Raw genomic sequence first — 23,941 nt, 5'->3', positions numbered from 1 at the left:
ACCTGTGCCCGGCTGCTCCCACTGCTTTACCAACCACGCCCCGAGTTCACCCAGAAATTCACCGACAGGGAAGTCGACACCGATTCGACTTGATGAAACCAGCCCTTGGGCAGGAACAGCAGATCGCCGGCCTGCAGGGTCACCCGCAGGAAGGTCACCTCGCGGGAAGCAGGGAAGCGCTGATAGTCGGGCGCATCCGGATTGACCTCGCAACCATCGAGCCCGCCCTGGGGTGAAGTCGACCAGGTGCCCAGGGCTTCGCGATGGTGGGGGGCGGCGAGGGTGAAGGTTTTCTGGCCCCAGACCTGGGCGAACAGATTGTCGGTGTCATCGCGGTGCAGCGGGGTCAGGGTGCCTTTGGGGCCGATCCAGATCCGCGGAGCAATGAACAACGACTGTTCGAAGTAGGGCGGGAAGTTGATCTGCTCCATCAACTGCGCTGGCAGGATGTTGTTGCCCATATAGGCCGGCGGCTCGCCATTGGCGCCTTTGACCGGCGGAGTCTCCAGCGAGGCGATGAAGTCGGCCATGGGGGTGGAGCGAAAGTCGCGTTCGGTGGAGAAGGTTTTTTTCACGTAGTCGCCATGGCGGGTGATGCCTTGCAGCTCGGCGAAATGCACCAGCGACTCTTCGCGACTCAGATGGAACAGTGGCCAGTCCTGCAGAGCATCGCTGATCACCAGCGGGATGCCATAGGGCAGGTAGCGTTGCTGAAACTCGCTGACCGACACGTCACTGCGCGGCCGGCGTTCCACCGTGCGTTGGGTCGGCAGGCTGGCGGAAATCTTTTCGCTGAAGCGCGGCGGGGTTGGATAGCGCTTGTTCATGTCGACTTTCTCGACCTTGCCACCCCCCTGGCGTGCATGGTCGATGATCTGCGGCAGCATCGTTGCCATGCCCATGTTGCCGCCGATCTTCAGTTGACCGCTGGCGAACAGTTCCTCGACATTGGCCACGCCAGCCATGATCCCCAGGAAATCCTTTTCCGCAACTTCGATGGTCACGTCGGGATTGGCGTGGCGGCCGGCTTCGGTACGGCTTTGCGCCTTGACCTCGGACCAGAACGCCAGTTGCGGCGCGAACACGAACTGAAAGACGCCTTCAATGCCAACCGCGCCGGCATTGGCAAACAGCTTTGACAGGATGGTCTGCAGGTCCACGACGATGCCTCTTGTTGGTTTTGGTCTGAACAGGGAACGAGCGCGCTGTCGGGAAATTTATGGCCCTGCGACTAATTTGCCGGGCCTGTCGTCCGTTCCTTTTTTACAGACTATTTAATGAGGTAACCGCGGTGACCAAGCTGACACTGCTGTGCCTGCCGTATTCCGGGGCCAGCGCCATGGTCTACAGCCGCTGGCGGAGCAAGCTGCCCCAGTGGCTGCAGTTGCAACCGGTGGAGTTGCCGGGACGCGGCGCACGTTTTGACGAAGCCTTGCAGACCGACATGCGCACGCTGGCGCTGCAACTGGCCAAAGAATGCATGCCCACGTTGCGGGCGCCGTATGCCTTGTTCGGTCACAGCCTGGGTGCCTTGCTGGCCTGCGAGATGGCCCATGCCTTGCGTGCGCTGGGGTGTCCGGAGCCGGTGGCGTTGTTCCCGTCGGGTACTGCGGCGCCGACCCAGCGCGCGGAATACGATCGAGAGCTTTCAGTGCCGAAAACCGATGCGCAGTTGATCGACCAGCTGCGCACCCTTGAGGGCACCAGCGAAGAAGTGCTGGCCAACGAAGAGTTGATGAGCCTGACCCTGCCGGTGCTGCGCGCGGACTTTCTGTTGTGCTCAAGTTTCAATCCGGCACCCCGACCGCTGCTCAAATGCCCGGTGCATGTGCTCGGCGGCACATCGGACCGGGCCAGTACCGAACAACTGATCGGCTGGCGCAAGGAAACCCAGGGCAGTTTTTCGGTAGACATGCTGGCCGGTGGGCACTTCTTCATTCATGAGCATGAAGCCAAGGTGCTGCGGATGATCAAGAGTCACCTGGAGATCCATCATCGGCGTCATGCCTTGGCGTCAGTCGGTTAACGCGATGCTTCAGTTCGGTGATACCTGTGGCGAGGGAGCTTGCTCTCGCCGGCCGGTCCGCGCTCGTCGGGCAGCCTGCGGGGGAGCGCGTACCCCACACAAATTTAGAAACCTGAACCCTTCCTGAAGAGTCTTCTGATTCACCACCCACAGATGTTCGTTCGGTTTATTCTCTAAAAATCGACGCATAAGCTTCGCGCGTTTTCATCAATTTCGGAGACCCATAATGGGTACTTGTTCGAGTGACAGTAGCCGGCCGGTATCAGTAACCGGCACATTCTCGGCAAGATAACGGGCAGTCTCCTGTGCCGTTGTCTCGCCAAAACGCGAGCAGCGGCATCCCGATCACGGCCTGTCGCGGCCGGCATCCCGACGTCTCGCTCATCGACGCTGAACAGTGCGTGAGGCACAGCCTTGCGCCGCCGAAAGGGTGCGAAGGGCCTCGGAAATCATGGAGAAATGCTTCGATGCAAGCACTTGATAATATCAATCCGACCTCCCTGGTCGACACCCTGGTCAGCCTCGGCGCGGCCTTCATTCTCGGCGGGCTGATCGGCTTCGAACGCCAGTACCGTCAGCGCACTGCCGGCTTGCGGACCAATGTCCTGGTTGCCCTGGGCGCGGCGATTTTCGTCGACATGGCCAACCACCTCAGTGGCGCCGAAGGGGCGGTGCGGGTGGTCGCTTATGTAGTCTCGGGCATCGGCTTTCTCGGTGCCGGGGTGATCATGCGCGAGGAGGGCAACGTCCGTGGCCTGAACACCGCGGCAACCCTCTGGGCTTCGGCGGCAGTCGGGGCCTGTGCGGGTGCCGACCTGATCGTGGAAGCGTTGCTGGGCACCTTGTTCGTCCTCGCGGCGAATACCTTGCTGCGCCCGATCGTCAATAACATCAATCGCCAGCCACTGGACGTGGTGTCGGCCGAGGTCACCAATATCGTTTACGTCATTGCCCGGCGCTCGCAGCAAAAGGCTGTGCTGGCGTTGCTCGAAGCCGAACTGGAGCGCAGCAACTATCCGGCAAGCGATGTCGACGTGCATGCATTCGGCGCGGACGAGGTGGAAATCGAAGCAACCCTGGCCACGACTTCGGTTGATGGTGACGAACTGGATGAACTGGTGACGCGTATCTCTACTTCGACGCTGGTGGTGCAGGCGTTCTGGAGTCCGAGTACCACGGAGTAGTGATCACCGGTGCAATGCAGGTATCGAGGCACACCGCCGCGTAATGGTCTGACATTTTGAGAATAGTCCTACATAAAATCCGCTGAGTCTCGCCTAGCCTAGTTCCTACTCGGAAGTTGGCAGGCGCAGGCCTGCTGGAATGTTATTGCCATGGTCGCCCCCAAAATGTCGAATAAAACGTTACGCATACTGATTGCCGATGAGCAGCATTTTCATCGAATGAGCATCGAGAGGTTATTGAATCAATTGGGCTATTTCCGGATAGCTCCGGTAAATACCCTTGAAGAACTTTTATCCCTGGTCGAGTACGGCTGCGAGCCGTTCGATCTGGTGATGATCAATGCGTCAATGACCAGCGGGTTCGACATTGACCTGGTGGCGTTCTGCGTGGACAACGAACAGATTCGGCATGGGTTTATCTATGATGGCCTGCGCGCGCCTCTGGCGCCACTCCAGGCCAGCCACCGCCAGCAGGTCCAGGTCAGTCCGGCGCGTTCACCTGACCTCGAGTCGATCAGGCGACTGATGACACGTATCGATCCGCACGCTCGACATGCCGAAGTATCCGGGGCGCCGTGGCTGCGCGGTTTCTGTAATAGCAATGCAGGCTAAGGGGCAGCTTCCCTGTTCCGGATCTTTTCCGGATGCGTTTTTGACATCACTCCCTGGCTCGTCGGGCCTCAGAGAGAAGTCTTGCGTTCAGTGCAACCTGGTTGCTGTTCTCGGTTGTTCTGAACCAGCGAGAGGGGAAATCGGGGTCCGCAATCCTGAGCAGTAGATCGCCCAAATTCTCACCAATTGACCTCTGAACGCGCAAGTTTTGAGGTTACCGTTCGTCTGAACTGTCATTTCTGACAGGTAGATGAAGCAAGTCCCGTCATGTAAGAGTTATCAGCGCAGGCGTAGTGCTGACGCGCCGTCCCGTCAGTCAACCGCGTGGGTTGATACGTTGAAGCTTCTTGGCGCAAGGACGTTCTTGCCACCGGCACAGACCGGCGCTTATGTAGGAAGTCAAATGAACGAAGATCCAAGTAACTTGGTAGCTCTGATTGTGGATGATCATCCGGTCATTCGGGCTGCGGTCAAAATGGTTTTGAAGGAAAAATTCCGGAGAATTCTGGAGGCCTGTAACGGCGTGGAAGCGGTGCAATTAGCCCGAGAACATAAGCCCGATATCATGGTGCTGGATATCTGTATGCCTAATATGGACGGGTTGGAAGTCTTGAACCGGCTCAAGGACTTGCCATCGTTCGGCCCGATACTGGTGTATACCTCCCTTGACGCGGCTCACTTCTCCGCTCGCTGCATGCGGAACGGCGCCGTCGGTTACATATCGAAAACCAATGACCTGGAAGAGTTGAGTAAAGCGCTCAATGCGGTGATGTCGGGTTATACCTACTTCCCTCGTTTGCCTTGCAGCTCGGTGCATCTGGGCGACCTGCAGTACTCGGAAATGCAATTGATCGAAAAATTGTCCGATCGTGAACTGACCATTCTCCAGGGCCTGGCGCGAGGAGTGAGTAACAAGGAGATTGCCAGGTCGACGCACTTGAGCCACAAGACCATCAGCACCTACAAAACCAGATTGATCGAAAAACTGAAGGTCACGTCGTTGGTCCATTTGCGTGATTTCGCCATACGTAATCATCTGATCTGAATGAAAACCTTCCTGCGCAAGGGGCTGGTCGCCGGGATACTACTCGGTCAGCTGTTGCTTTCGTCCGGCGCCGTTGCCGAGACTCAAACCTTGCATCTGCTGGGCCGCTCGGAGGTTCAGGATTACCGCGTCGAACTCGACGAGGCGGATTGGCGCTGGTTGAGGGACAAGGGGGGGGTGCGGCTGGGCGCCTCGGCGCCGGACTATGCGCCGTTCGATCTGACCCTCAACAACCATGATTTTGAAGGGATCACCGCAGACTATGCGGACTTGCTCGCGCAGTTGTTGCACATCCGCATTGATGTGCTGCGCTATGAGTCTCGTGAGGCGGTCATTGACGCATTGAAGCGCGGGGAGCTGGATCTGTTGGGCACGGCCAATGGCTTCGAGGCCGCCGACCCGCAGTTGGTCATGTCTCAAGCATACGCCGACGACTTGCCGACACTGGTCACTCGCAATGGTGACAGCAGCGAGCTGCCATCCGATCTGGCAGGCAAACGCGTGGCCATGCTCAACCACTACCTGCCGCCTGAGGCCGTGCGCAGTTTCTATCCGGATGCCAGCCTGCAACTGTACCCTTCGCCCCTGAGTGCTATCGGTGCGGTGGCTTTTGGTCAGGCGGATGTGTACCTGGGCGACTCGATCAGCGCCAATTATCTGATCAACAATAACTACCTGAACAATGTCCAACTCACAGACTTTTCCCAGCTGGAGATGAACCCTTTCGCTTTCGCCATGTACCGTGAAAACCAGCGCCTGCGGCGAATTGTCGACGCAGCGCTGGCGGTGATTCCTATCGATGAGCGGATGACCATTCAGCGCCGCTGGAGCTCCGGCAGCGCCAGCTTCACTGGCCAGCAGATGTTGCACTTCAGTGTCAGCGAGCAACGCTGGCTGGAAAAGAATCCACGGCTGAAAGTCGCGGTTATCAATGACTTTGTGCCCCTTTCATTTTTCGATGAAAAGGGCGAGTTCCTTGGGCTCAGTGCCCAGGTACTGGCCAAGATCAGCCTGCGCACCGGGCTGAAGTTCGACGTGGTGCGAGGCAGTTCGTTGAATGGGCAAATCCAGAAAGTGCAAGACGGTGAGGCCGATCTGCTGGCGGTCATTACCCCTAGCGCCGAGCGTGAGACCGGGTTGCGTTTCACTCGACCCTACCTGGTCAACCCCTTTGTGTTAGTCACCAGCACCCGCGCCGGCAGTCCCGACACACTGGACGATATGGCAGGCAAGAAGCTGGCCCTTGTTCGTGGCAACGGAATGCGTGAGTTTGTCCTGGCGGCGGTTCCGGGCATTCGTTTGATTGACGTGGAAAACCAGGCCCGGGCGATGGAACTGGTGGCCAATAGAGAGGCCGATGCGGCGCTGAACTCGTTGATCAGTGCGCGTTACATGATTTCCCGGCGCTACCGCGATCGCTTGCGCATAACCAGCACCGTGGGCACAGAGCCAGCGCGCATTTCCTTCGCCACCAACCGTGGTGCCCTTGAGCTGCATTCGATCCTGAACAAGGCCTTGTTAAGCATCCCTCCGGAAGAAATGGATGAGCTGGCCAATCGCTGGCGCAATGAGGTGGCAGTGGCGGACAACTATTGGTTGCGCAACCGGACGGCGATCATCCAGGGCTTTGCCCTGGCTGCGGGGTTGCTGTTACTGGCGTTGAGCTGGATTGCCTACCAGCGCCGACTGATCCGCACGCGTCAGCAGCTGTTGCAACAACTGCAAGAAGCCAAGGATGCCGCGGACGATGCCAATCGGGCCAAGACCCGATTTCTGGCAACCATGAGCCATGAAATCCGTACCCCGATGAACGCACTGATAGGCATGCTCGAACTGGCCACGAAACGGGCTGATCAGGGCGTCACGGACCGCTTTTCGATAGCAGTCGCTTCTACTGCGGCGCGGGACCTGCTGGACTTGATCGGTGACATACTGGACATTGCCCGGATCGAATCGGGGCATCTTTCCCTGACTCCGGAACGGGCCGATTTTCGGGCACTGGTCGAGTCTGTAGTGAGGGTCTTCGAAGGGCTGGCTCAGGACAAGCGCCTGCGATTAGTGCTGGAGATGGACGACAAGAGTGATTGTGAGGTGCTGATTGACCCGCTGCGCTTCAAGCAGATTGTTTCCAATCTTCTGAGCAATGCCATCAAGTTCACCGACAAAGGTGAAGTGCGCCTGAGGGTGCAGGCCGAGCCGGGGCTGCAGCTGGGACATCTGGCTATTTGCGTGAGGGTCGAGGACACGGGAATCGGTATCAGCGTCCATGACCAGCAGCGATTGTTCAGTCCGTTCACACAGGTCGGCCATCCAGCTCAGTCGGTGCGTAAGGGGTCGGGCCTGGGCTTGGTTATCAGCCGTTCGTTGTGTGAAATGATGGGCGGCACCTTGCAACTGAACAGTGTCCCGGGCCAGGGGACGCAGATCGTGGTCAGGCTGCAGGTGCCGGTTCTGCAGGCACTGGCTCAACCGACAGTCCCGATCACGGAAGATCTGTTGTCTACTCAACCGCTGAGTATCCTGGTGGTGGATGATTACCCGGCCAATCGTCTGTTGTTGACCCAGCAACTGAGCTATCTGGGGCACCGCATACTGGAGGCCGAGGACGGGGAACGCGGACTTGAGTGCTGGCGAAATCATCAGTTCGATGTGGTCATCACCGATTGCAATATGCCGGTCATGAGTGGCTATGAACTGGCCGGCGCCATTCGCGATGAAGAGCAGACCCAGGGCCTCGAGGCTTGCCTGATCCTTGGGTTTACTGCGAATGCCCAGCGCGAGGAAAAGCTTCGCTGCCTGGAAGCGGGGATGGACGACTGCCTGTTCAAACCCATCAGCCTGCAGGACCTGAATGCCCGATTGGCCTCCAAGGCTCCAGGCACGACCTCGGTACCGCTTGAGGAGAGCATCGGACAAACATCCGCTGAAATTGACCTGAGCGGTCTGAAGCAATGGGTCGGCGCGGACAGGACGCTGATTGACAATCTGCTGGATGACCTGGCTTCCAGCAACAAAGACGACCTGATCCGGCTCCAGGATTTTTACGCCAACCGCGACCACCGAGGTCTCAGGGATCTGGCGCACCGGATCAAGGGCGGTGCCCGAATCGTCAAGGCGCAGCACTTGATCCTCTGTTGCGAAGGTCTAGAAGCGGCCATTGGCGAGCGCGATAAAGTGTCACTGACCCCGGCGGTTGAGGCCTTGCAAGAAGCTATGGAGAGCCTGGCCCGGTCTCTGCAACAGCGCTGATCGCGACGGGTGGATGGTTCAATCCCAGTCTGGCGCGATGCCCTTGGGACTGGTCAGACGCTGGCCACGTTCAAGGGTGGTGATCAGCGCCATGTCGTCGGCACTCAAGGTCAGGGCACAGGCCTTGAGGTTGCTCGCAAGGTTGGCACGTTTGGTGGAGGAGGGGATCACCGCGTAACCCGACTGCATGCCCCAGGCCAGAGTGACTTGCGCCGCAGTGGCCTGAAGTCGGTCGGCTATCTGCTGGATCAGCGGGTCTTTCAACACTTCGCCATAGGCCAGGGTCATGTACGAAGTGACGTGGATGCCCTGGCTTTGAGCGAACTCGACAACAGTACGGTTTTGCAGGTAGGGATGCAGTTCGATCTGGTGGGTGGCGATGTTCTCGGCACCGACGGCCGCGATGGCTTGCTTCATCAGGTCGATAGTGAAGTTGGAGATACCGATCTGCCGGGTCAGACCTTGCTGCTTGGCTTCGAGCAGCGCGCCCATGAATTCGGCAACCGGTACCTGGTCTTCCGGTGATGGCCAGTGAATCAGGGTCAGGTCCAGGTAATCGGTCTGCAGTTTTTGCAGGCTTTCCTTGAGGCTGTCGATCAGTTTGTCTTTGGCGAAGTTGGCGACCCAGATCTTGCTGGTGATGAACAGCTCTTCGCGAGGGATGCCACTGTTGGCGATGGCTTGGCCGACCTCGGCTTCGTTCTCGTAGATCTGCGCGGTGTCGATCACTCGATAGCCCAGTTCAAGGCCGTTGCCCACCGAGTCGATGAGCACCTGGCCCTGCAGACGAAAAGTGCCGAGGCCGAACGCGGGAATAGACATGCATGACTCCAGGGGTTGCAGTGGGGATGGCCACGAGTATCCCCATCCGTGTCTTCGAGAAAAACCGCCGAAATGGCAAAGCAATGTTTACCGCAAGTCACGAATCGAGTCTCTGAAGATCACCCCGGCAAAGGCAAGCTGCCGACCTGTCTCTCCGGATGCACCCAAATCCCACTGTAGGAGCTGCCGTAGGCTGCGATCTTTTGATCCTGGCTTTCGGTCGGTGTACCTATCCATTCCTGCGGTAACGGTCACATAAAGATTTCGGACGTGTTCGCAGGTGCCACGACTTTCTGCTATGACGCGAAAACAGTGAGGCATCCCATCAACTAGCCACCGATTGTAGGCAGATTCGGCAAAGGTTATAGGGGCGTTCCTGTTGATACATCAGGGGGTGTTGCGGTCGCTCAAGATGATCCATCGTTGTTTATAGAGAAGAGACCGGTACCTCTCTCTGGCTGACCCCTTCGCAAGGAGCAAAACACCGCATGACCACCTTGTTCACTTGGCTTTTTGGACGGCGCTCCAGTGGCCGGAACTCTCGGTTTGATGTGCGCGATGCCCCGATCCTGCCGACGCCCGACACAGGCCCGGTCCGGTCATCCTTGCCTCCCGAGACCAGTGCCGACGCACTGCAACCGTTACAGAACTGGAGCCATCCGTTCAAGGACCAGCGCAACAAGGACCAGCGCAACCCACTGCTGCAGTTGACCCAACTCGCCAAGGCCGGAGCCGGTTACTACCCCTTGGGCCGTAGTGGCATGTGGCACGGTGGCGTGCACTTCGATGCCGGCACCGAGGGCATCCTGGATCAGTCCCTGGTGCGTTGCCTGGCCGATGGTGAGGTGGTGGCCTATCGCATCCCCGAGCACACCCCTACCAACACTTTCTTTCCAGAGCCAGAGGTGACCGTCGAGGCGCCGTTTGCCAGCGGCTTCGTACTGGTTCGCCATCGCCTGGAAGCGCCGAAAATCGAAGGCAGCAGCGAGACTCCGCCGAGCCTGACCTTCTACAGCCTGTACCTGCACCTGCACCTGCAGGATTGGGCGGTGTACCAGGCGAATTCCACCTTGGCCCGCCCGGCGTTCTGGCCCGAGGCGGCAGTCCGTCGCGTCAAGGCGACGGTGAACGACGTACGCCCCGGCCATCCAGAGCTACGCGGCCTGAACGTGCGCAACCAGGCCGCGTGGCGGGGCAAGGTGCTCGACCTCCTGCCACGGGGGATGGAGGTTACCGTCAGCGGCGAGGGTGATTACCGCAAGCTGGAGAACACCCTCGGCCCGGCCAAGCTGACCAACGCCGAGGGTTCACTACGCGGCTATGTCTCCATCACCCAGCTGAAACAGATTGTCGGGGACGAATATCACGTGGCGACACGCTGGGGCTCGCTCAATGTCTACGCCGAACCGAGCTTTCACAGCGAAGTGCTCACGGAACTGCCGGATGGCACGGAATTAACGGTCAGCGGTGAAGGCGAGTACCGCAAGCTGGAACGCATCAACCAGTACGTGCATTTCAAATCGCTGCAAGGCGCACTGGAACCGCTGGCGCAGGATCGGGTGGTGGTGCTCGACCGGCCTGTAGCGATCAAGGCCGGGGAGTTGATCGGCCACCTCGGCCTGTATCAGGACTGCCATGCGCAGCGCCCGGAAAAGAAACTGCACCTGGAAGTGTTCAGCCCCGACACCCTGAGAACCTTCATCGCGGCCAGTCGCGCCTGGGCCGATCGTCTCCCGGCCCAAGACAGGACCTGGCTGAAACTCGCCAAGGGCACGGCGGTGGTGGCGCATCAGGGCAACTACAGTGCCACGCAGTGGCCCATCCTGAGTGCGGCCAACACCCTGAGCGACGCCGACCTGCTGGTCCCCAAGAGCCTGCTCGACGGCCTGCCGGCCGAGAGAAAAATCGCGGTACCGGCAACGCCTGATCGCAGGGCCTACAACTGGTACCGCCTCGATGGTTTGCTCCACGACGCCGACAACACCCTGCTCGACGGCTGGGTGCGCGAAGAAGTGGGCGTCACCCCCTGGGTCAGTCCCTGGTCATGGGACGGCTACGACGTCATCTTCGACTACGACTCCCCTCGGGAAGTCCTGGCCTCGTTCCTGCGTGCCGTTGACCACTTCAGCGAACAGCAACTCGAGCGCTACGGCCCCATGGCCGATGAAGGGGACAAGGGGCCGATCAAGAGCCGGCTGTACGACATCATCGACCGCAACCGCGACGGCAAGATGACCGCTGAAGAGCTGCAAGCGGCCCTCCGCCTGCCGGCCCATGCCCAGTCGATCTCGCAGTTGATCATCCATTATGAAAGCGAGTGGTATTACAAACCGCAGAAGTGGGACGTGCTGGACGAACTGCTCGGCCATAGCGGCTCGACGCCCATCCTGAACTGGGTGGCGGAGAAGAGAAGAATCAAACAGCTGAGTTGGTGGGATGAGGTGGCGGAGAAAGTCGGATTGCCGGCGCATGGGAAGGTGTATCACTTTCATCCGATTGGGTTGGTGGGGTGTTTCTCTGCAGTTAGTGATGACAATGATTTGAAGTGGTTAAAAGTACCTTACGGCCAACTGACCTTTGATGTTGAAGGCAACGATATAGAAGATGAGTCGCATTCGTTGTACAGATACTTCAGTCGGGTCGCGCATTGGCCAGGTGGTGTGTCTGGCATCACTATTGGGCGTGGTTACGATCTTGGTCAGCGGCCTGACCCAGAAAGTGACCTGTGTGCGGCCGGCGTTGAAGAACCACTATTATCTTGGCTGATTGGGGCTAAAGGACTTCAGGGAGTATCAGCAAAAAACTACATCGCCACTGCTCCAGCGGCTATCCGAAAGCATAAAATCACTAGAAAGCAGCAGTACGATCTGTTCTTGCCTGTATATGATGCTATGAAAAAAGAAGTGATTCGTATATCAAGTCAGCAACCCAATAGGGACACGTACGGTGTGCTCAACTGGAATGCAGTGGACAGCAAGATTCAGGATATTGTAATCGATCTGATTTACAGAGGGGACTATCACGCAGATACAAGACCTTTTATTCAAAGGCCCTTTGTAGAAAGCGATCTTAGGAAGGTGAGGGAGGTAATCTCCAGTCGGAATAATTGGAAAGGCGTTCCAAATGATAGATTTCAAAAGCGAGCGGAGTATTTATAAGAAATGAAAATATCTATTTTATTTGTTTTGATGTTCTGTGCGGCGAGTGTGATCAAGGCTGAGGGGATTGACTATAGTAAAATGCTCTACGTAGGAACAGGTTCTGTTGCAAAAATTCCTATTGTTCGATATCTGGCTTGGTCAGAGGATAACTGTATCGTGATTCAAAATTTGGTGCCTGGTGGAAGAGGAATGGTATCAGCAGAGAAGAAAATTTGTTCATTGGAAGGAAAACGCTTTAGTAATGGCTACGCAGATGTGGATTTAAAAAAAGGGGTATTTAGAGATGGAAAACTTTTTTTTGAAATGGGATTCACTCCGCTACAGCCGGTCGGTGAAACAGTTATGTCCTGCGAAGTCGTATTCTATGAGGGTCTGGCAGATCACCTTTCCTGTAAGAAAAAAGAAGAACACACTGAAGAGAATTGTACTTGCGGATCTGCAAAATTAAATTCTAGAGTTTCCAACGTCGCAACCGCGACGGCAAGATGACCGCTGAAGAGCTGCAAGCGGCCCTCCGCCTGCCGGCCCATTCCCAGTCGATCTCGCAGTTGATCATCCATTATGAAAGCGAGTGGTATTACAAACCGCAGAAGTGGGACGTGCTGGATGAAATGCTCGGCCATAGCGGCTCGACGCCCATCCTGAACTGGGTGGCGGAGAAGAGAAGAATCAAACAGCTGAGTTGGTGGGATGAAGTGGCGGAGAAAGTCGGATTGCCGGCGCATGGGAAGGTGTATCACTTTCATCCGGTGGGATTAGTGGGGAATTTCTCCACGGAAAATGATGACAATGATCTGAAGTGGCTGAAAGTGCCTTATGGTCAACTGACCTTTGATGTGGAAGGCAACGATATGGAAGATGAGTCGCATCCGTTGTACAGATACTTCAGCAGAGTCGTGCACTGGCCGAGTGGTGTATCTGGCATCACTATTGGGCGGGGTTACGATCTTGGCCAACGGCCTGATCCAGAAAGTGACCTGCGTGCGTCCGGCATCGAAGAGCCGCTATTATCTTGGCTGATTGGGGCTAAAGGACTTCAGGGAGATAAAGCCAAGACTTATCTTGCCGAGGCTCCAGCGGAGATCCAAAAGCATAAAATTACTAGAAAGCAACAATATGATCTGTTTGTTCCTGTTTATGATTATATGAAAAATGAAATCATAAGGATCTCAGGAAAGACCGATACCGCTGAGCTATACGGGCGACTGGACTGGGATTTGACTCATGAAAAGATTCAAGAGGTGCTAGTGGATCTGATGTATCGAGGAGATTACGGGGCTCGTACTAGAGGGATTCTTCAGAGGCATATTGCCGGAAATGACTTGGCTCGTTTCTCAGAAACAATATCTGACAGGGCCAGATGGATGAACGTACCTCTGGATCGATTTAACAAGCGTGTTCAATATCTGAGATAACTTTATGAGGGAAAAATTTTTTGGCGTTATGCTGGCCATTCTTCCAGTGTTTGTGCAGGCGGAGGCTGTTAATTATAAGGACGTGTTTAGAGTCGATTCGCATCGGATAGGGAAAGTCGTCGTTCGGTACATAAAGCTATTCTCAGACCCCTGTTTGACTATACAGGCACTAAGCCAAAAACCAGAATGGCAGGTGGTCTCAGCCACGCATATTTGCTCATTTGAAGGTAAGTCGTTTGAAGATGAAGTTGCGGACGCACAATTTGAGGGTGTTTATTTTACCGAAGAGGGTGTTCATTTTACTTTAAGTATTACGCCCTTGCAATTGGCTGCGGAGCAGCGAAGGGCATGCATTGTTCCGGTTGAGCAAGGAGTTATTGGGGCGCTTGTGTGCGGAGGTCCAACCTGAGTTAGGCTAAATGGGGGGTGCATTGAAATGCACAATTTTTAGTAAAGTCCCTATTCCCGTTTGGTGACTTAAAGTCTAAACCTCAAGCCCTATCTGATAGGGGGTCGTAGTTCGCTCGACTACCATGCATTAGTAGATGGTTTTGATTGTTAGGGGGGGTTGTTTGGTCTAATTCAATGGGGTTTTGGATAAGGGGCTCTTCGATCTATGATAATGAAAATATCTATCTTTTTTATTTTGGAGTTCTGTGTGGCGAGTATGATCAAGGCCGAGGGAATTGATTATAGCAAAGTGCTCTACGCAGGAGCAGGTTCTGTTGCGAAAATTCCTATTGTTCGATATCTGGCTTGGTCAGAGGACAACTGTATCGTGATTCAAAAATTTGGTGCCAGGTGGAAGAGGAACGGTATCAGCAGAGAAGAAGATTTGCTCATTGAAAGGAAAACGCTTTAGTAATGGCTACGCAGCTGTGGATTTCAAAGAGGGTGTTTTTAAAGATGGAAAACTTTTTTGAAATGGGATTCACTCCGCTACAGCCGGTCGGTGAAACAGTTATGTCCTGCGAAGTCGTATTCTATGATGGTCTGGCAGATCACCTCTCGTGTAAGAAAAAAGCAGAACTCACCGAAGAAAATTGCACCTGCAGCTCTGAAAAATTAGATTCTAGAACTTTCGAGGTCGCAACCTAGGGGGCCAGGTAATCGCCGAAGAATGGCAGGCGGCGTTATGCCTGTCAGCCCAAACACACTTGTTTTCGCAGCGGGTCAGCCAGAAATGCAGGGGGCGACGCCGACCGCAACCTGTTGAACGTTGGGTACGCGAAGACATGGGGATCAGCCCCTGGGTCCTTGGAAGACTACGATACCCTTTTACAACATGGACACGACTCCAATGCCTATGACACAGGGTGTCGGCCGATCGTGCTATTCCTTCTCCAACCCACCCCCCGCCGTCACCACCTGCACACTCATCCGCGGCATCGCCAGATCCAGCCCGGCTTCATCCAGATGCCGCTTTAGAGACAAATTGAACGCCCGGGAAACTTCCCATTGCTTGATTGGCGCAGTCTTGAACCTGGCGCGAAGAATCGCACTGCCGGACTCGAAACTCTCCACACCCTGAATCTCCAGTGGCGACCAGATATCGCGACGCTGTAGCGGATCGGTGCGCATTTTCTGCCCGACCTCGCGAATCAGTTTGATCGCGTCATCGATTTCCATGTTGTACGGGATCGCCACCCGGAAGATCGCGTAGCCGAATTCCCGCGAGTAGTTCTTGATGCTTTTGATTTCGCTGAACGGAATGGTGTGGACGATTCCGTCGATGTCCCGCAGGCGCACGGTGCGGATGGTCAGGCCTTCGACGGTGCCGAGGTGTCCGCCGACGTCCACATAGTCGTCTATCGCCAGGGAGTCTTCGATGATGATGAACAGCCCGGTGATCAGGTCGGCGACCAGCGACTGGGCACCGAAGCCGATGGCCAGGCCGATGACCCCGGCACCGGCCAGCAGTGGCGTGACGTTCATGCCCATGTTCGCCAGGGCGACGATCAGCGCAATGATGAAAATCGCCACGAACAGTACGTTGCGGATCAGCGGCATCATGGTTTGCGCGCGGGCATTGGCCAGGCCCTTGCGCGAGCGGGTCAGGGCGTGATGCACGGCGGTGTCGCTGAGGATCCAGATCAGCCAGGCGAAGATCAGCGTGCCGACGAGGCTGAACAGTTTGACGCTGACTTCGTGGCCGTCACCTTCGGCAAAGCGGATCAGCGACATGCCCCAGACGCGCAGGCCGAGTTCAATGAACACCAGCCACACTAGCAGGTGCGCGAGGGTGTAGAAAAAGCTCTTCAGGCGTTCCGAATACAGGGCGTGGCGTTTGAGCCCGCGCTGGGGTTTGAGCGCGTGGCGGCGTACCAGCCCGTTGATCACCATGCACAACACCAGCAACACGGTACAGATCAACGCCTGGCGCAACGCGGTGCTGGTATCGCCGGCCGAGACGAACGTGGCAAACAGCGAGATCGCCACCAACACCAGTGCCGGCAAATACCAGAAGGTGCCGAGAATCGAGAGGGTGTCGCTCAGGGCGCGACGGGTCAGGCGCCGTGACAATGGCTGGTTGCGGATCAGGTGTGCGATCGGCCGCCGGAAGCGCAGGATAAACATCCCGGTGGACAGCGCTGCCAGCACATTGGCGGCGGTCGCGGCAGTGTGCGCCAGATGTGTACCGAGACTGGCCACCAGCCGTGGGTCGCTCAAGGCTTCGCCAAAGGCGGCGAAGCTACCGATCAGCCACAGCGGGCGGAAGGCCTGATGCCGCAGGATGTACAAGGCGCGATGGCGGTGCGGGCCGTCGAGTACGGAAAACGCCACCACACAGACCGCCGAGAAACAGGTGCCGACCACCAGTGCGTAGGCCAAGACCATCGCCAGGTCTTTGCCCAGGGACGAGGGCAGGGAGTAGCTCAGGTAGACGGTGATCAGCAGCGCGATGAGCCACGGACCAAGCTTGCGCAAGGCAAAACGCAGTATGTCCCAGGCCTTGGGGTGCTGCGGTAGTTCTTCGGGGAGACCGAAGCGCGTCCGCACCCGATGGCTGAGCCAGATCAGCGCGGCGGCCAGCAGGCTCCAGAGCATCAAAACCAGGGCGAAAGCAGAAATGATCGGCAGCCATTCGCTGGCCGGGAGCATCAGCGCCATCAGCTCTTCCCTGGCCAGATCGAACTCTTGCGACCATCGGGTGAGAGGGCTGTCGATGCCGGAGAACTGTTTCTCGAGATTGGCCAGGGTACCGCCGATCAAACCGAGTACACCTTCTTCGGTGGGTGGTTGGGCCTTCTTGGTGGCGTCGCGGAGTTTCTTCAGGTCGGCCAGCAGTTTAGCCCGCTGCTGATCGTTTTCCAGCGACTTGATCACCTCGTCCAGCGATTGCCCCAGCGGTTCCTCGGCCAGCGGTTGGGTTTTCGCCGAACCGCCGAGCAGGCCCGGCAGGCCGACAGCCTGGGCTGCAGGCAGGGGGAGCAGCATCAACAGGCAGATCAAGAGGCAAGAGGGCAGGGCGATAAGACGAGCGAGCACTAGGCGGTCAACCTCAAGGTTTACGGATCGGCCGAGTGTACGAGGCGGCTAAAACCAATGCGAGCGCAGCGAACGCATTTATTCGGCGAGTTTGGCGAGGATTTTGTAAACCACGGTGGCGAGGATCAGCAGCATGCCGATCCACATGCTGAAGATGCCGAGGTTCTTATCGCGAAAGTTGTAGCCGATGGCCAACAGGATCATGCCTGCCAGGATCGGAATGAGCATGGAGTGAAACGCAGACATCGAAATCATGGTGACTACCTTGTCAAAAGGGCTAGGTCTGAGTCTAGGTCGCTTTTTCGCGACAGGGGTTGATGTGTATCAGAAGTGAATCATGGGTTTGCGTCGCGTCCGAAAAGATCGCAGCCTGCGGCAGCTCCTACGGGCTGCGATCTTTCAGCGATCTCGATAACCCCGCAAATACGTGGTTACGGCAAATCGCGACTGGCGTAGAACGCGCTGAGCACTTTCACCAGATGCGCCAGGTCATGGCTACCGCACAGCTCGCGGATCGAGTGCATGGCGAAGGTCGGCAAGCCGATGTCCACGGTGCGCACGCCGAGGTGGCTGGCGGTGATCGGGCCGATGGTCGAACCACAACCCATGTCGCTGCGCACCACGAAGCTTTGCACCGGCACTTCTTCAGCCATGCACAGATGGCGGAAGAATCCGGCGGTTTCGCTGTTGGTGGCGTAGCGCTGGTTACTGTTGACCTTGATCACCGGTCCGGCATTGAGTTTCGGGCCGTGGTTGGCATCATGTTTGTCGGCGTAGTTGGGGTGGACGCCGTGGGCGTTGTCGGCCGAGACCAGTAGTGATTTCTGAATGGTTCGAACGAATTCGTCACCTTCCGGCAGCAGGCGGCGCAGCGTTTGCTCGAGCATCGGGCCATCGGCGCCGCAGGCGGAGCTGGAACCGACTTCTTCGTGGTCATTGCAGACCAGCACGCAGGTTTCGTCGGTCTCGGTGTTGAGCAAGGCTTGCAGCCCCGCATAGCACGACAGCAGATTATCCAGCCGTGCGCCGGCGATGAAGTCGCCATGCAGGCCAATGATCGCCGCGCTTTGGGTGTCGTAGAAACTCAACTCGTAATCGAGCACCACATCGGCATTCAGGCCATGTTCGCGAGCAAGCTGGTCGGTCAATACGGCGCGGAAGTCCACCCGCTCATCACCGGCAAACTGCGCGAGGATCGGCGGCAATTCAGTTTGCGCGTTGATTGGCCAGCCCAGATTGGCGTCGCGATTGAGGTGAATGGCCAGGTTTGGAATGGTCGCGATCGGCAGCTTGAAGTCGACCAACTGGCTCTCGACCTTGCCGTCACGGCGGAAGGTCACTCGCCCCGCCAGCGACAGATCTCGGTCGAACCAGGGAGCAAGCAAGGCGCCGCCATAGACTTCGACGCCCAGTTGCCAGAAGCCCTGGCGCTGCAGTTCGGGCTGTGGCTTGACCCGCAGGCACGGACTGTCGGTGTGCGCGCCGACCAGGCGGATACCGCTGTGGAGCGGTGAGTGCCGGCCGAGCTTGATGGCGACGATGGAGGAGTCGTTGCGGGTCACGTAGTAGCGACCGTTAGTCTCGGTGGACCAGGGTTCGCGCTCATCCAGGCGCTGATAACCCGCCGCTTCCAGACGCTGGACCAGACTGGCGGTGGCATGAAACGGGGTAGGGGAGGCCTTGAGGAAGTCGATCAGGCCTTGGTTCAACTCTTCGCGCATAAGTAACTCCAGACAGCAGTGGCGGGAGTTTACCGTATTGGTCGCAGGTTGGGTGCCGGACGGCTCATGTAGGAGCTGCCGCAGGTTGCGATCTTTTTCTCGGCTTCACTTGAATCTCAAGCAGAAGATCAAAAGATCGCAGCCTGCGGCAGCTCCTACACAGGGTATTTACCCTGGCTTAAAACGGTGCCGGGCACTCGAAGCGCAAGCGTTCACCCGTTTGTGGGTGAGTGAAGCTCAGCATGCTCGCGTGCAGACATAACCGTGGCCAGGCAGCCAGGGCTTGCGGATGGGCATACAGTCCGTCGCCCAGCAGCGGGTGGCCGATGGAGAGCATGTGCACGCGCAACTGGTGCGAGCGGCCGGTGATCGGTGTCAGTTCAACCCGGCACCAGTCGCCACACCGCTCCAGCACTCGCCAGAAGGTCAGGGCGTTTTTGCCGAACTCATGGTCCACCACATGCCGCGGTTTAGTCGGTGGGTCGTACCGCAGCGGCAAGTCGATGCTGCCGCTGTCCAGTTCCGGTTGGCCCCAGCAGAGTGCGGTGTAGGCTTTTTCGGTCTCGCGGTCGTGAAATTGCCGAGACAGTTCACGGTGAGTGTCCGGATCACGGGCCAGCAGGATGATGCCGGAGGTTTCCCAGTCCAGGCGATGGACGATTCGCGCCTCAGGGTAGCCGTTTTCTTGCAGACGGGTGATCAGGCAGTCCTTGTTGTCATCGGCCCGACCGGGCACGGAAAGCAACAGGGTAGGCTTGTCCACCACCAGAACGGCGGCGTCCTGATGGATGATGCGGATATTCGACAACGGCATTAAAACAGCCTCGTAACAAACGCCAACGGCGGCTCAAGAACCTTTCAATCCAGAAAGGCTCTTGAGCCGCCGTGGCTCCAGCCGGATCGATCAGCGATCAGGCAAGGTGATATTGAGTTCCAGAATCGAGCAGCTGCCCTGGTTTTCCAGTGCGACATGCACGTCATCGGACCCGATATTGACGTATTTGCGAATCACCTCGACCAGTTCCTTCTGCAAGGCTGGCAGGTAGTCCGGGGTGGTGCGTTGGCCGCGTTCGTGCGCCACGATGATCTGTAGACGCTCTTTCGCTACCGACGCGGTACTTACCTTTTTGGTGGCACGAAAGAAGTCAAAAATGTTCATTGCTTAGTTGCCTCCAAACAGGCGCTCGAAGAATCCTTTCTTCTGTACATCGAGGAACCGATGCTCCACGGTTTTGCCCAACAGACGGTCGACAGCATCGCTGTACGCCTGGCCGGCGTCGCTTTGGTCGTCGAGGATCACAGGCACGCCCTGGTTCGAAGCCTTGAGTACCGCTTGGGATTCCGGGATGACGCCCAGCAGGGCCACCGCGAGAATATCTTTGACGTCTTCAACGCCGAGCATTTCGCCCTTGGTTACACGCTCAGGGTTGTAGCGGGTCAGCAGCAAGTGTTCCTTGATCGGCTCTTCGCCTTTTTCGGCGCGGCGCGATTTGCTCGCCAGCAGGCCCAGCATGCGGTCGGAGTCACGTACCGAGGACACTTCCGGGTTGGTCACGATGATCGCTTCATCAGCGAAGTACATGGCCAAATGGGCGCCTTTTTCGATGCCGGCAGGGGAGTCGCAGACCACGAACTCAAAGGTATCCTTGAGCTCCATCAGCACCTTTTCCACGCCTTCCTGGGTCAGCGCGTCTTTGTCGCGGGTCTGACTGGCGGCCAGCACATAGAGGTTTTCCAGGCGCTTGTCTTTGATCAGGGCCTGGCCCAGGGTCGCTTCGCCGTTGACGACGTTGACGAAGTCGTACACCACGCGGCGTTCGCAGCCCATGATCAGGTCGAGGTTACGCAAACCGACGTCGAAGTCGACGATGACTGTTTTGTGGCCGCGCAGAGCGAGGCCGGTACCGATAGCGGCGCTGGTGGTGGTCTTACCCACACCACCCTTGCCGGATGTAACCACTAGAATCTTGGCCAAGGTGTTTCACCCCTAAGGAAAAAGGACTTTTAGCCCCTGAAAAACATCTCTTGAAAACTACTGCAGTCGAACAGCCTTGGCTGAAATTCGCTTCGAAGCGGTTTTACCCTGGGTAAAGCCTGCTTTTCGCCGATTTCCTACTTCGTTTTAGCCGTTTTCGCTATGTTTTAGAGATGCTTGGAAAATGCGGCAGTATCCGTTAAAGACGAGTGATGTTCAACATATCACCCGACAGGCTGACCTGAACTCCCGCCCCCCACAGGGGATCGCGACGCAAATCTTCAGAAACTTTGTATTGGCCGGCGATCGACACCAGTTCGGCACTCAATTGCTGACAAAAAATTCTGGCCCGGGTGTCGCCCTTGACGCCAGCCAGGGCACGACCGCGCATGGCGCCGTATACATGGATGTTGCCGTCGGCGAGAAGTTCCGCGCCGGGGCTGACCGAGGACACCACTACCAGATCGCCACCCTGAGCATAGATCTGCTGGCCGCCGCGCACCGGCGAAGTGATGATTTTTGTTGGTTTGATGGTCGGCTCCGGCGGTTTTTCCGGTTTTTTCGCAGTGATGCCTTCGTGATCGAGCGGTCGCTCCCGCGCACCAGAGGGCGGCAACACCGGGAGGTCGACGGCGATGGCAGCGGCAATGTCTTCGATGCGGCTGGCGCGAATGGCCAAAGTGCGCAGACCATGTTGGCGACAGATGCGCATCATACTGGGCAGGTCGACGGCGCCTTCGCTGGCCGGCAGTTTGTCCAGGGCCAGCACCAGCGGGGCGTTGCTGAAGAAGTTCGGCGCCTGGGCGACCTTGGCGGCCAACTGGCGGTCGAGCCCTTCGAGGTCGTTGCGGGCCAGTTCCAGCACCGTAATGGCGAGCATGCTGCCCTTCAACTGGAACACAGGATCTTGGTCTAACGGTTCGGTTCGGCTCATGATCGGCATTAAACGGCTTGTCACTGAAAGTGCCGAGACTTATAACGAGAACGCCCGCGAGCCGCAACCCGAGTCGAACCGATGTAGAATGCGCGGCCTTGTTGTCTGTCCGGAATCTGTAATGGATCGCCCGCGTTTTAGAGCTGCATTTTTACATCCGCGTTTCTGGCCGCTGTGGTTTGGCCTCGGCCTGCTATGGCTGATCGTTCAGTTGCCGTATTCAATGCTGCTGAAGATCGGTCGCGCACTGGGTGCCTTGATGTATCGAGTGGCCGGCGACCGACGGCGCATCGCCAAGCGCAATCTGGAGCTGTGTTTCCCGGAAAAGTCCGCCGCCGAGCGCAAGCGACTGCTCAAGGAGAACTTCGCCTCCACCGGTATCGCCTTTTTCGAGATGGCCATGAGCTGGTGGTGGTCCAAACCGCGACTGGCGCGTCTGGCCCATATCGAAGGGCTGGAACACCTCACACTGGCCCAGCGCGAAGGCAAGGGCGTGATCCTGATGGCCGTGCATTTCACCACCCTGGAAATCGGCGCGGCGTTGCTCGGTCAGCAGCACACCATCGACGGCATGTACCGCGAGCACAAGAACCCGCTGTTTGATTTTATCCAGCGCCGTGGCCGCGAGCGGCACAACCCCGACTCCCTGGCCGTAGAGCGCGATGACGTGCGTGGGATGCTCAAGTTGCTACGTGCCGGCCGCGCGATCTGGTATGCGCCGGACCAGGACTACGGCGCCAAGCAGAGCCTGTTCGTGCCCTTGTTTGGCATCCCGGCGGCGACGGTTACTGCCACCAGCAAGTTCGCGCGATTGGGTAAAGCCCAGGTGGTGCCCTTTACCCAGCGGCGCCTGGCCGATGGCAGCGGCTACCGCCTGGTGGTCCACCCACCCTTGACGCAATTTCCGGGGGACAGCGAAGAAGCCGATTGCCTACGGATCAATCAATGGGTTGAAGCGACGCTGCGTGAATGTCCGGAGCAGTATCTTTGGGCCCACCGGCGGTTCAAGACCCGGCCCCCGGGTGAGCCAAAGTTGTATAAGAAGCGTGGCTGACGCTGCAGCGTCAGATTGATTGCCCCAAGCGCCATGGAGTGTTGCGATGAGCCCAGCGGAACCGGTCACAGGCTTGATTCTTTCCGGCGGCGGGGCTCGGGCGGCGTATCAGGTTGGGGTGTTGGCGGCGATTGCCGAGTTGTTGCCAGTGGGGGCAGCGAATCCGTTTCCGGTGATCGTCGGCACGTCCGCCGGAGCGATCAACGCGGTCAGCCTGGCCAGCGGGGCAATGGACTTCGGCGGCGCAATCGAGCGGTTGACGGCCTTCTGGCAGGACTTTCGCAGCAAGCAGGTGATGCGCAGCGACTGGCCAGGGGTGATCGGCCAGGCGACCCGGTTCGTCGGGCACAGCCTGCTGGGGCTGGGTGCTGCAGTGCCAGTGGCGCTGATCAACAGTTCACCGTTACGGCATTTGTTGAACAACCAGCTGCATTTGTCCGGGATCGAGGAAGCCATCCGGCAAAAACAGTTGCAGGCGGTGGCGGTCACGGCTTTCGGCTATGAATCCGGCCAGGCGGTCACCTTCTATCAGGCTAGCGGGACTATTGATGCCTGGCTACGTCACCGGCGTATTGGCTTGCCCACTCAACTGACAGTCGAACATTTGCTGGCCAGTTCGGCGATCCCATTGTTGTTCGCTCCGGTCAAAATCGGCCAGGAATACTTCGGTGACGGTGCCGTACGCCAGTCAGCGCCGATCAGCCCGGCGCTGCACCTGGGGGCGAGCCGGGTGCTGGTGGTCGGGGTCAGCGGCAACCCGCGCGGGGTCGACCCGCAGAACCCCTTGCAGCGAGCCTATACCGGGCAGCAACCGACGTTGGCGCAGATTGGCGGGCACATGCTCAACAGCACCTTCATTGACAGCCTGGAGAGTGATATCGAGTTGTTGCAGCGTCTGAATCAGTTCAGCCATCTGTTACCGGTGGGTACCCCGATCCGGACGCTCGGCGTAGCGCCGGTGGAGGTGTTGGTGATTGCCCCGAGTCAGCCGATCGACGAAATCGCCGCGCGTCATCGCCATGAACTACCGGCCGCCTTGCGCCTGTTCCTGCGCGGACCGGGCGCGACCAAGACCAGCGGTGCAGGCGTGCTCAGCTACTTGCTGTTCGAATCGGGGTATTGCAGTGAACTGATCGAGCTTGGCCGCAGCGATGCCCTGGCCAAGCGCGAAGAGTTGTGCCGGTTTCTCGGGTTGCCGGTGTTTACTGCCGTGTCTTGAGATGAGCAGTGCGGCGAAGGCCCTGACCGGCACTG

Annotated in this window: 22 protein-coding genes; 13 read left to right on the top strand and 9 right to left on the bottom strand. The window is 57.8% G+C overall.

Annotated features, from left to right (window positions below):
• Window positions 1–26: 26 nt before the first annotated feature.
• Window positions 27–1,160: a cupin-like domain-containing protein gene (locus AC3IUA_RS22255; RefSeq protein WP_489357051.1), complete on the bottom strand. Its 1,134-nt coding sequence runs from the start codon at window positions 1,158–1,160 to the stop codon at window positions 27–29.
• A 131-nt stretch (window positions 1,161–1,291) separates the two neighbouring features.
• On the opposite strand from AC3IUA_RS22255, the gene AC3IUA_RS22250 reads away from it, so the two are divergent.
• The 5 genes from AC3IUA_RS22250 to AC3IUA_RS22230 all read left to right on the top strand — a co-directional run bounded on the left by AC3IUA_RS22250 (window position 1,292) and on the right by AC3IUA_RS22230 (window position 8,116).
• Window positions 1,292–2,026 (top strand): thioesterase II family protein, encoded by a 735-nt coding sequence (locus AC3IUA_RS22250; protein ID WP_489357050.1) that lies wholly within the window; start codon window positions 1,292–1,294, stop codon window positions 2,024–2,026.
• A gap of 467 nt (window positions 2,027–2,493) precedes the next feature.
• Window positions 2,494–3,210, top strand: coding sequence for an MgtC/SapB family protein (locus AC3IUA_RS22245; protein ID WP_489357049.1), 717 nt, complete (start codon window positions 2,494–2,496; stop codon window positions 3,208–3,210).
• A gap of 165 nt (window positions 3,211–3,375) precedes the next feature.
• On the top strand, window positions 3,376–3,822 hold the full coding sequence (locus tag AC3IUA_RS22240; protein WP_489362434.1) for a response regulator: 447 nt from the start codon (window positions 3,376–3,378) through the stop codon (window positions 3,820–3,822).
• Window positions 3,823–4,225: 403 nt separating this feature from the next.
• On the top strand, window positions 4,226–4,867 hold the full coding sequence (locus AC3IUA_RS22235; RefSeq protein WP_489357048.1) for a response regulator: 642 nt from the start codon (window positions 4,226–4,228) through the stop codon (window positions 4,865–4,867).
• Window positions 4,868–8,116, top strand: coding sequence for a transporter substrate-binding domain-containing protein (locus AC3IUA_RS22230; RefSeq protein WP_489357047.1), 3,249 nt, complete (start codon window positions 4,868–4,870; stop codon window positions 8,114–8,116).
• An 18-nt stretch (window positions 8,117–8,134) separates the two neighbouring features.
• Here the strand turns inward: AC3IUA_RS22230 and dkgB are convergent, their stop codons facing one another.
• Window positions 8,135–8,938, bottom strand: coding sequence for a 2,5-didehydrogluconate reductase DkgB (gene dkgB / locus AC3IUA_RS22225; RefSeq protein WP_489357046.1), 804 nt, complete (start codon window positions 8,936–8,938; stop codon window positions 8,135–8,137).
• Window positions 8,939–9,426: 488 nt separating this feature from the next.
• On the opposite strand from dkgB, the gene AC3IUA_RS22220 reads away from it, so the two are divergent.
• From AC3IUA_RS22220 to AC3IUA_RS22195, 6 genes are all read left to right on the top strand, one after another.
• The gene (locus AC3IUA_RS22220) at window positions 9,427–12,096 is read left to right on the top strand and encodes a hypothetical protein (protein ID WP_489357045.1); all 2,670 of its coding nucleotides are present in this window, start codon (window positions 9,427–9,429) and stop codon (window positions 12,094–12,096) included.
• Window positions 12,097–12,099: 3 nt separating this feature from the next.
• Window positions 12,100–12,588 carry a hypothetical protein gene (locus AC3IUA_RS22215; protein WP_489357044.1) on the top strand — a complete coding sequence of 163 codons (489 nt, stop codon included), beginning with the start codon at window positions 12,100–12,102 and terminating at the stop codon, window positions 12,586–12,588.
• Window positions 12,585–13,514: a pesticin C-terminus-like muramidase gene (locus tag AC3IUA_RS22210; RefSeq protein ID WP_489357043.1), complete on the top strand. Its 930-nt coding sequence runs from the start codon at window positions 12,585–12,587 to the stop codon at window positions 13,512–13,514. The genes AC3IUA_RS22215 and AC3IUA_RS22210 overlap by 4 nt, the downstream gene beginning before the upstream one ends.
• A 4-nt stretch (window positions 13,515–13,518) precedes the next feature.
• A complete protein-coding gene (locus AC3IUA_RS22205) occupies window positions 13,519–13,923 on the top strand; it encodes a hypothetical protein (protein ID WP_489357042.1) in 405 nt (134 codons plus the stop codon).
• Between the two features lie 249 nt (window positions 13,924–14,172).
• Window positions 14,173–14,376, top strand: coding sequence for a hypothetical protein (locus AC3IUA_RS22200; protein ID WP_489357041.1), 204 nt, complete (start codon window positions 14,173–14,175; stop codon window positions 14,374–14,376).
• 2 nt (window positions 14,377–14,378) lie between these two features.
• A complete protein-coding gene (locus AC3IUA_RS22195) occupies window positions 14,379–14,612 on the top strand; it encodes a hypothetical protein (RefSeq protein WP_489357040.1) in 234 nt (77 codons plus the stop codon).
• 234 nt (window positions 14,613–14,846) lie between these two features.
• Here the strand turns inward: AC3IUA_RS22195 and AC3IUA_RS22190 are convergent, their stop codons facing one another.
• The 7 genes from AC3IUA_RS22190 to minC all read right to left on the bottom strand — a co-directional run bounded on the left by AC3IUA_RS22190 (window position 14,847) and on the right by minC (window position 21,633).
• A complete protein-coding gene (locus AC3IUA_RS22190; RefSeq protein WP_489357039.1) occupies window positions 14,847–17,003 on the bottom strand; it encodes a mechanosensitive ion channel family protein in 2,157 nt (718 codons plus the stop codon).
• Window positions 17,004–17,081: 78 nt separating this feature from the next.
• Complete coding sequence (locus tag AC3IUA_RS22185; RefSeq protein WP_489357038.1) at window positions 17,082–17,258, bottom strand: hypothetical protein; 177 nt, start codon at window positions 17,256–17,258, stop codon at window positions 17,082–17,084.
• Window positions 17,259–17,434: 176 nt separating this feature from the next.
• On the bottom strand, window positions 17,435–18,724 hold the full coding sequence (locus AC3IUA_RS22180) for a M18 family aminopeptidase (protein ID WP_489357037.1): 1,290 nt from the start codon (window positions 18,722–18,724) through the stop codon (window positions 17,435–17,437).
• Window positions 18,725–18,902: 178 nt separating this feature from the next.
• Window positions 18,903–19,538: an RluA family pseudouridine synthase gene (locus AC3IUA_RS22175; protein ID WP_489357036.1), complete on the bottom strand. Its 636-nt coding sequence runs from the start codon at window positions 19,536–19,538 to the stop codon at window positions 18,903–18,905.
• A gap of 90 nt (window positions 19,539–19,628) precedes the next feature.
• Window positions 19,629–19,883 (bottom strand): cell division topological specificity factor MinE, encoded by a 255-nt coding sequence (gene minE, locus AC3IUA_RS22170; protein WP_489357035.1) that lies wholly within the window; start codon window positions 19,881–19,883, stop codon window positions 19,629–19,631.
• 3 nt (window positions 19,884–19,886) lie between these two features.
• Window positions 19,887–20,699, bottom strand: a complete 813-nt coding sequence (gene minD, locus AC3IUA_RS22165) for a septum site-determining protein MinD (protein WP_489357034.1) — start codon at window positions 20,697–20,699, stop codon at window positions 19,887–19,889.
• 199 nt (window positions 20,700–20,898) lie between these two features.
• Window positions 20,899–21,633, bottom strand: coding sequence for a septum site-determining protein MinC (minC, locus tag AC3IUA_RS22160; protein ID WP_489357033.1), 735 nt, complete (start codon window positions 21,631–21,633; stop codon window positions 20,899–20,901).
• A 121-nt stretch (window positions 21,634–21,754) separates the two neighbouring features.
• Here minC and AC3IUA_RS22155 point away from each other — a divergent pair, with 121 nt between their 5' ends.
• The gene (locus AC3IUA_RS22155) at window positions 21,755–22,687 is read left to right on the top strand and encodes a lipid A biosynthesis lauroyl acyltransferase (RefSeq protein WP_489357032.1); all 933 of its coding nucleotides are present in this window, start codon (window positions 21,755–21,757) and stop codon (window positions 22,685–22,687) included.
• 46 nt (window positions 22,688–22,733) lie between these two features.
• Complete coding sequence (locus AC3IUA_RS22150) at window positions 22,734–23,906, top strand: patatin-like phospholipase family protein (protein ID WP_489357031.1); 1,173 nt, start codon at window positions 22,734–22,736, stop codon at window positions 23,904–23,906.
• Window positions 23,907–23,941 lie beyond the last annotated feature (35 nt).

The organism is Pseudomonas sp. KH_050 (assembly GCF_057838875.1).
The sequence above is the reverse complement of the archived record's forward strand: the minus strand, read 5'-3'. Positions and strand labels throughout refer to the sequence as shown.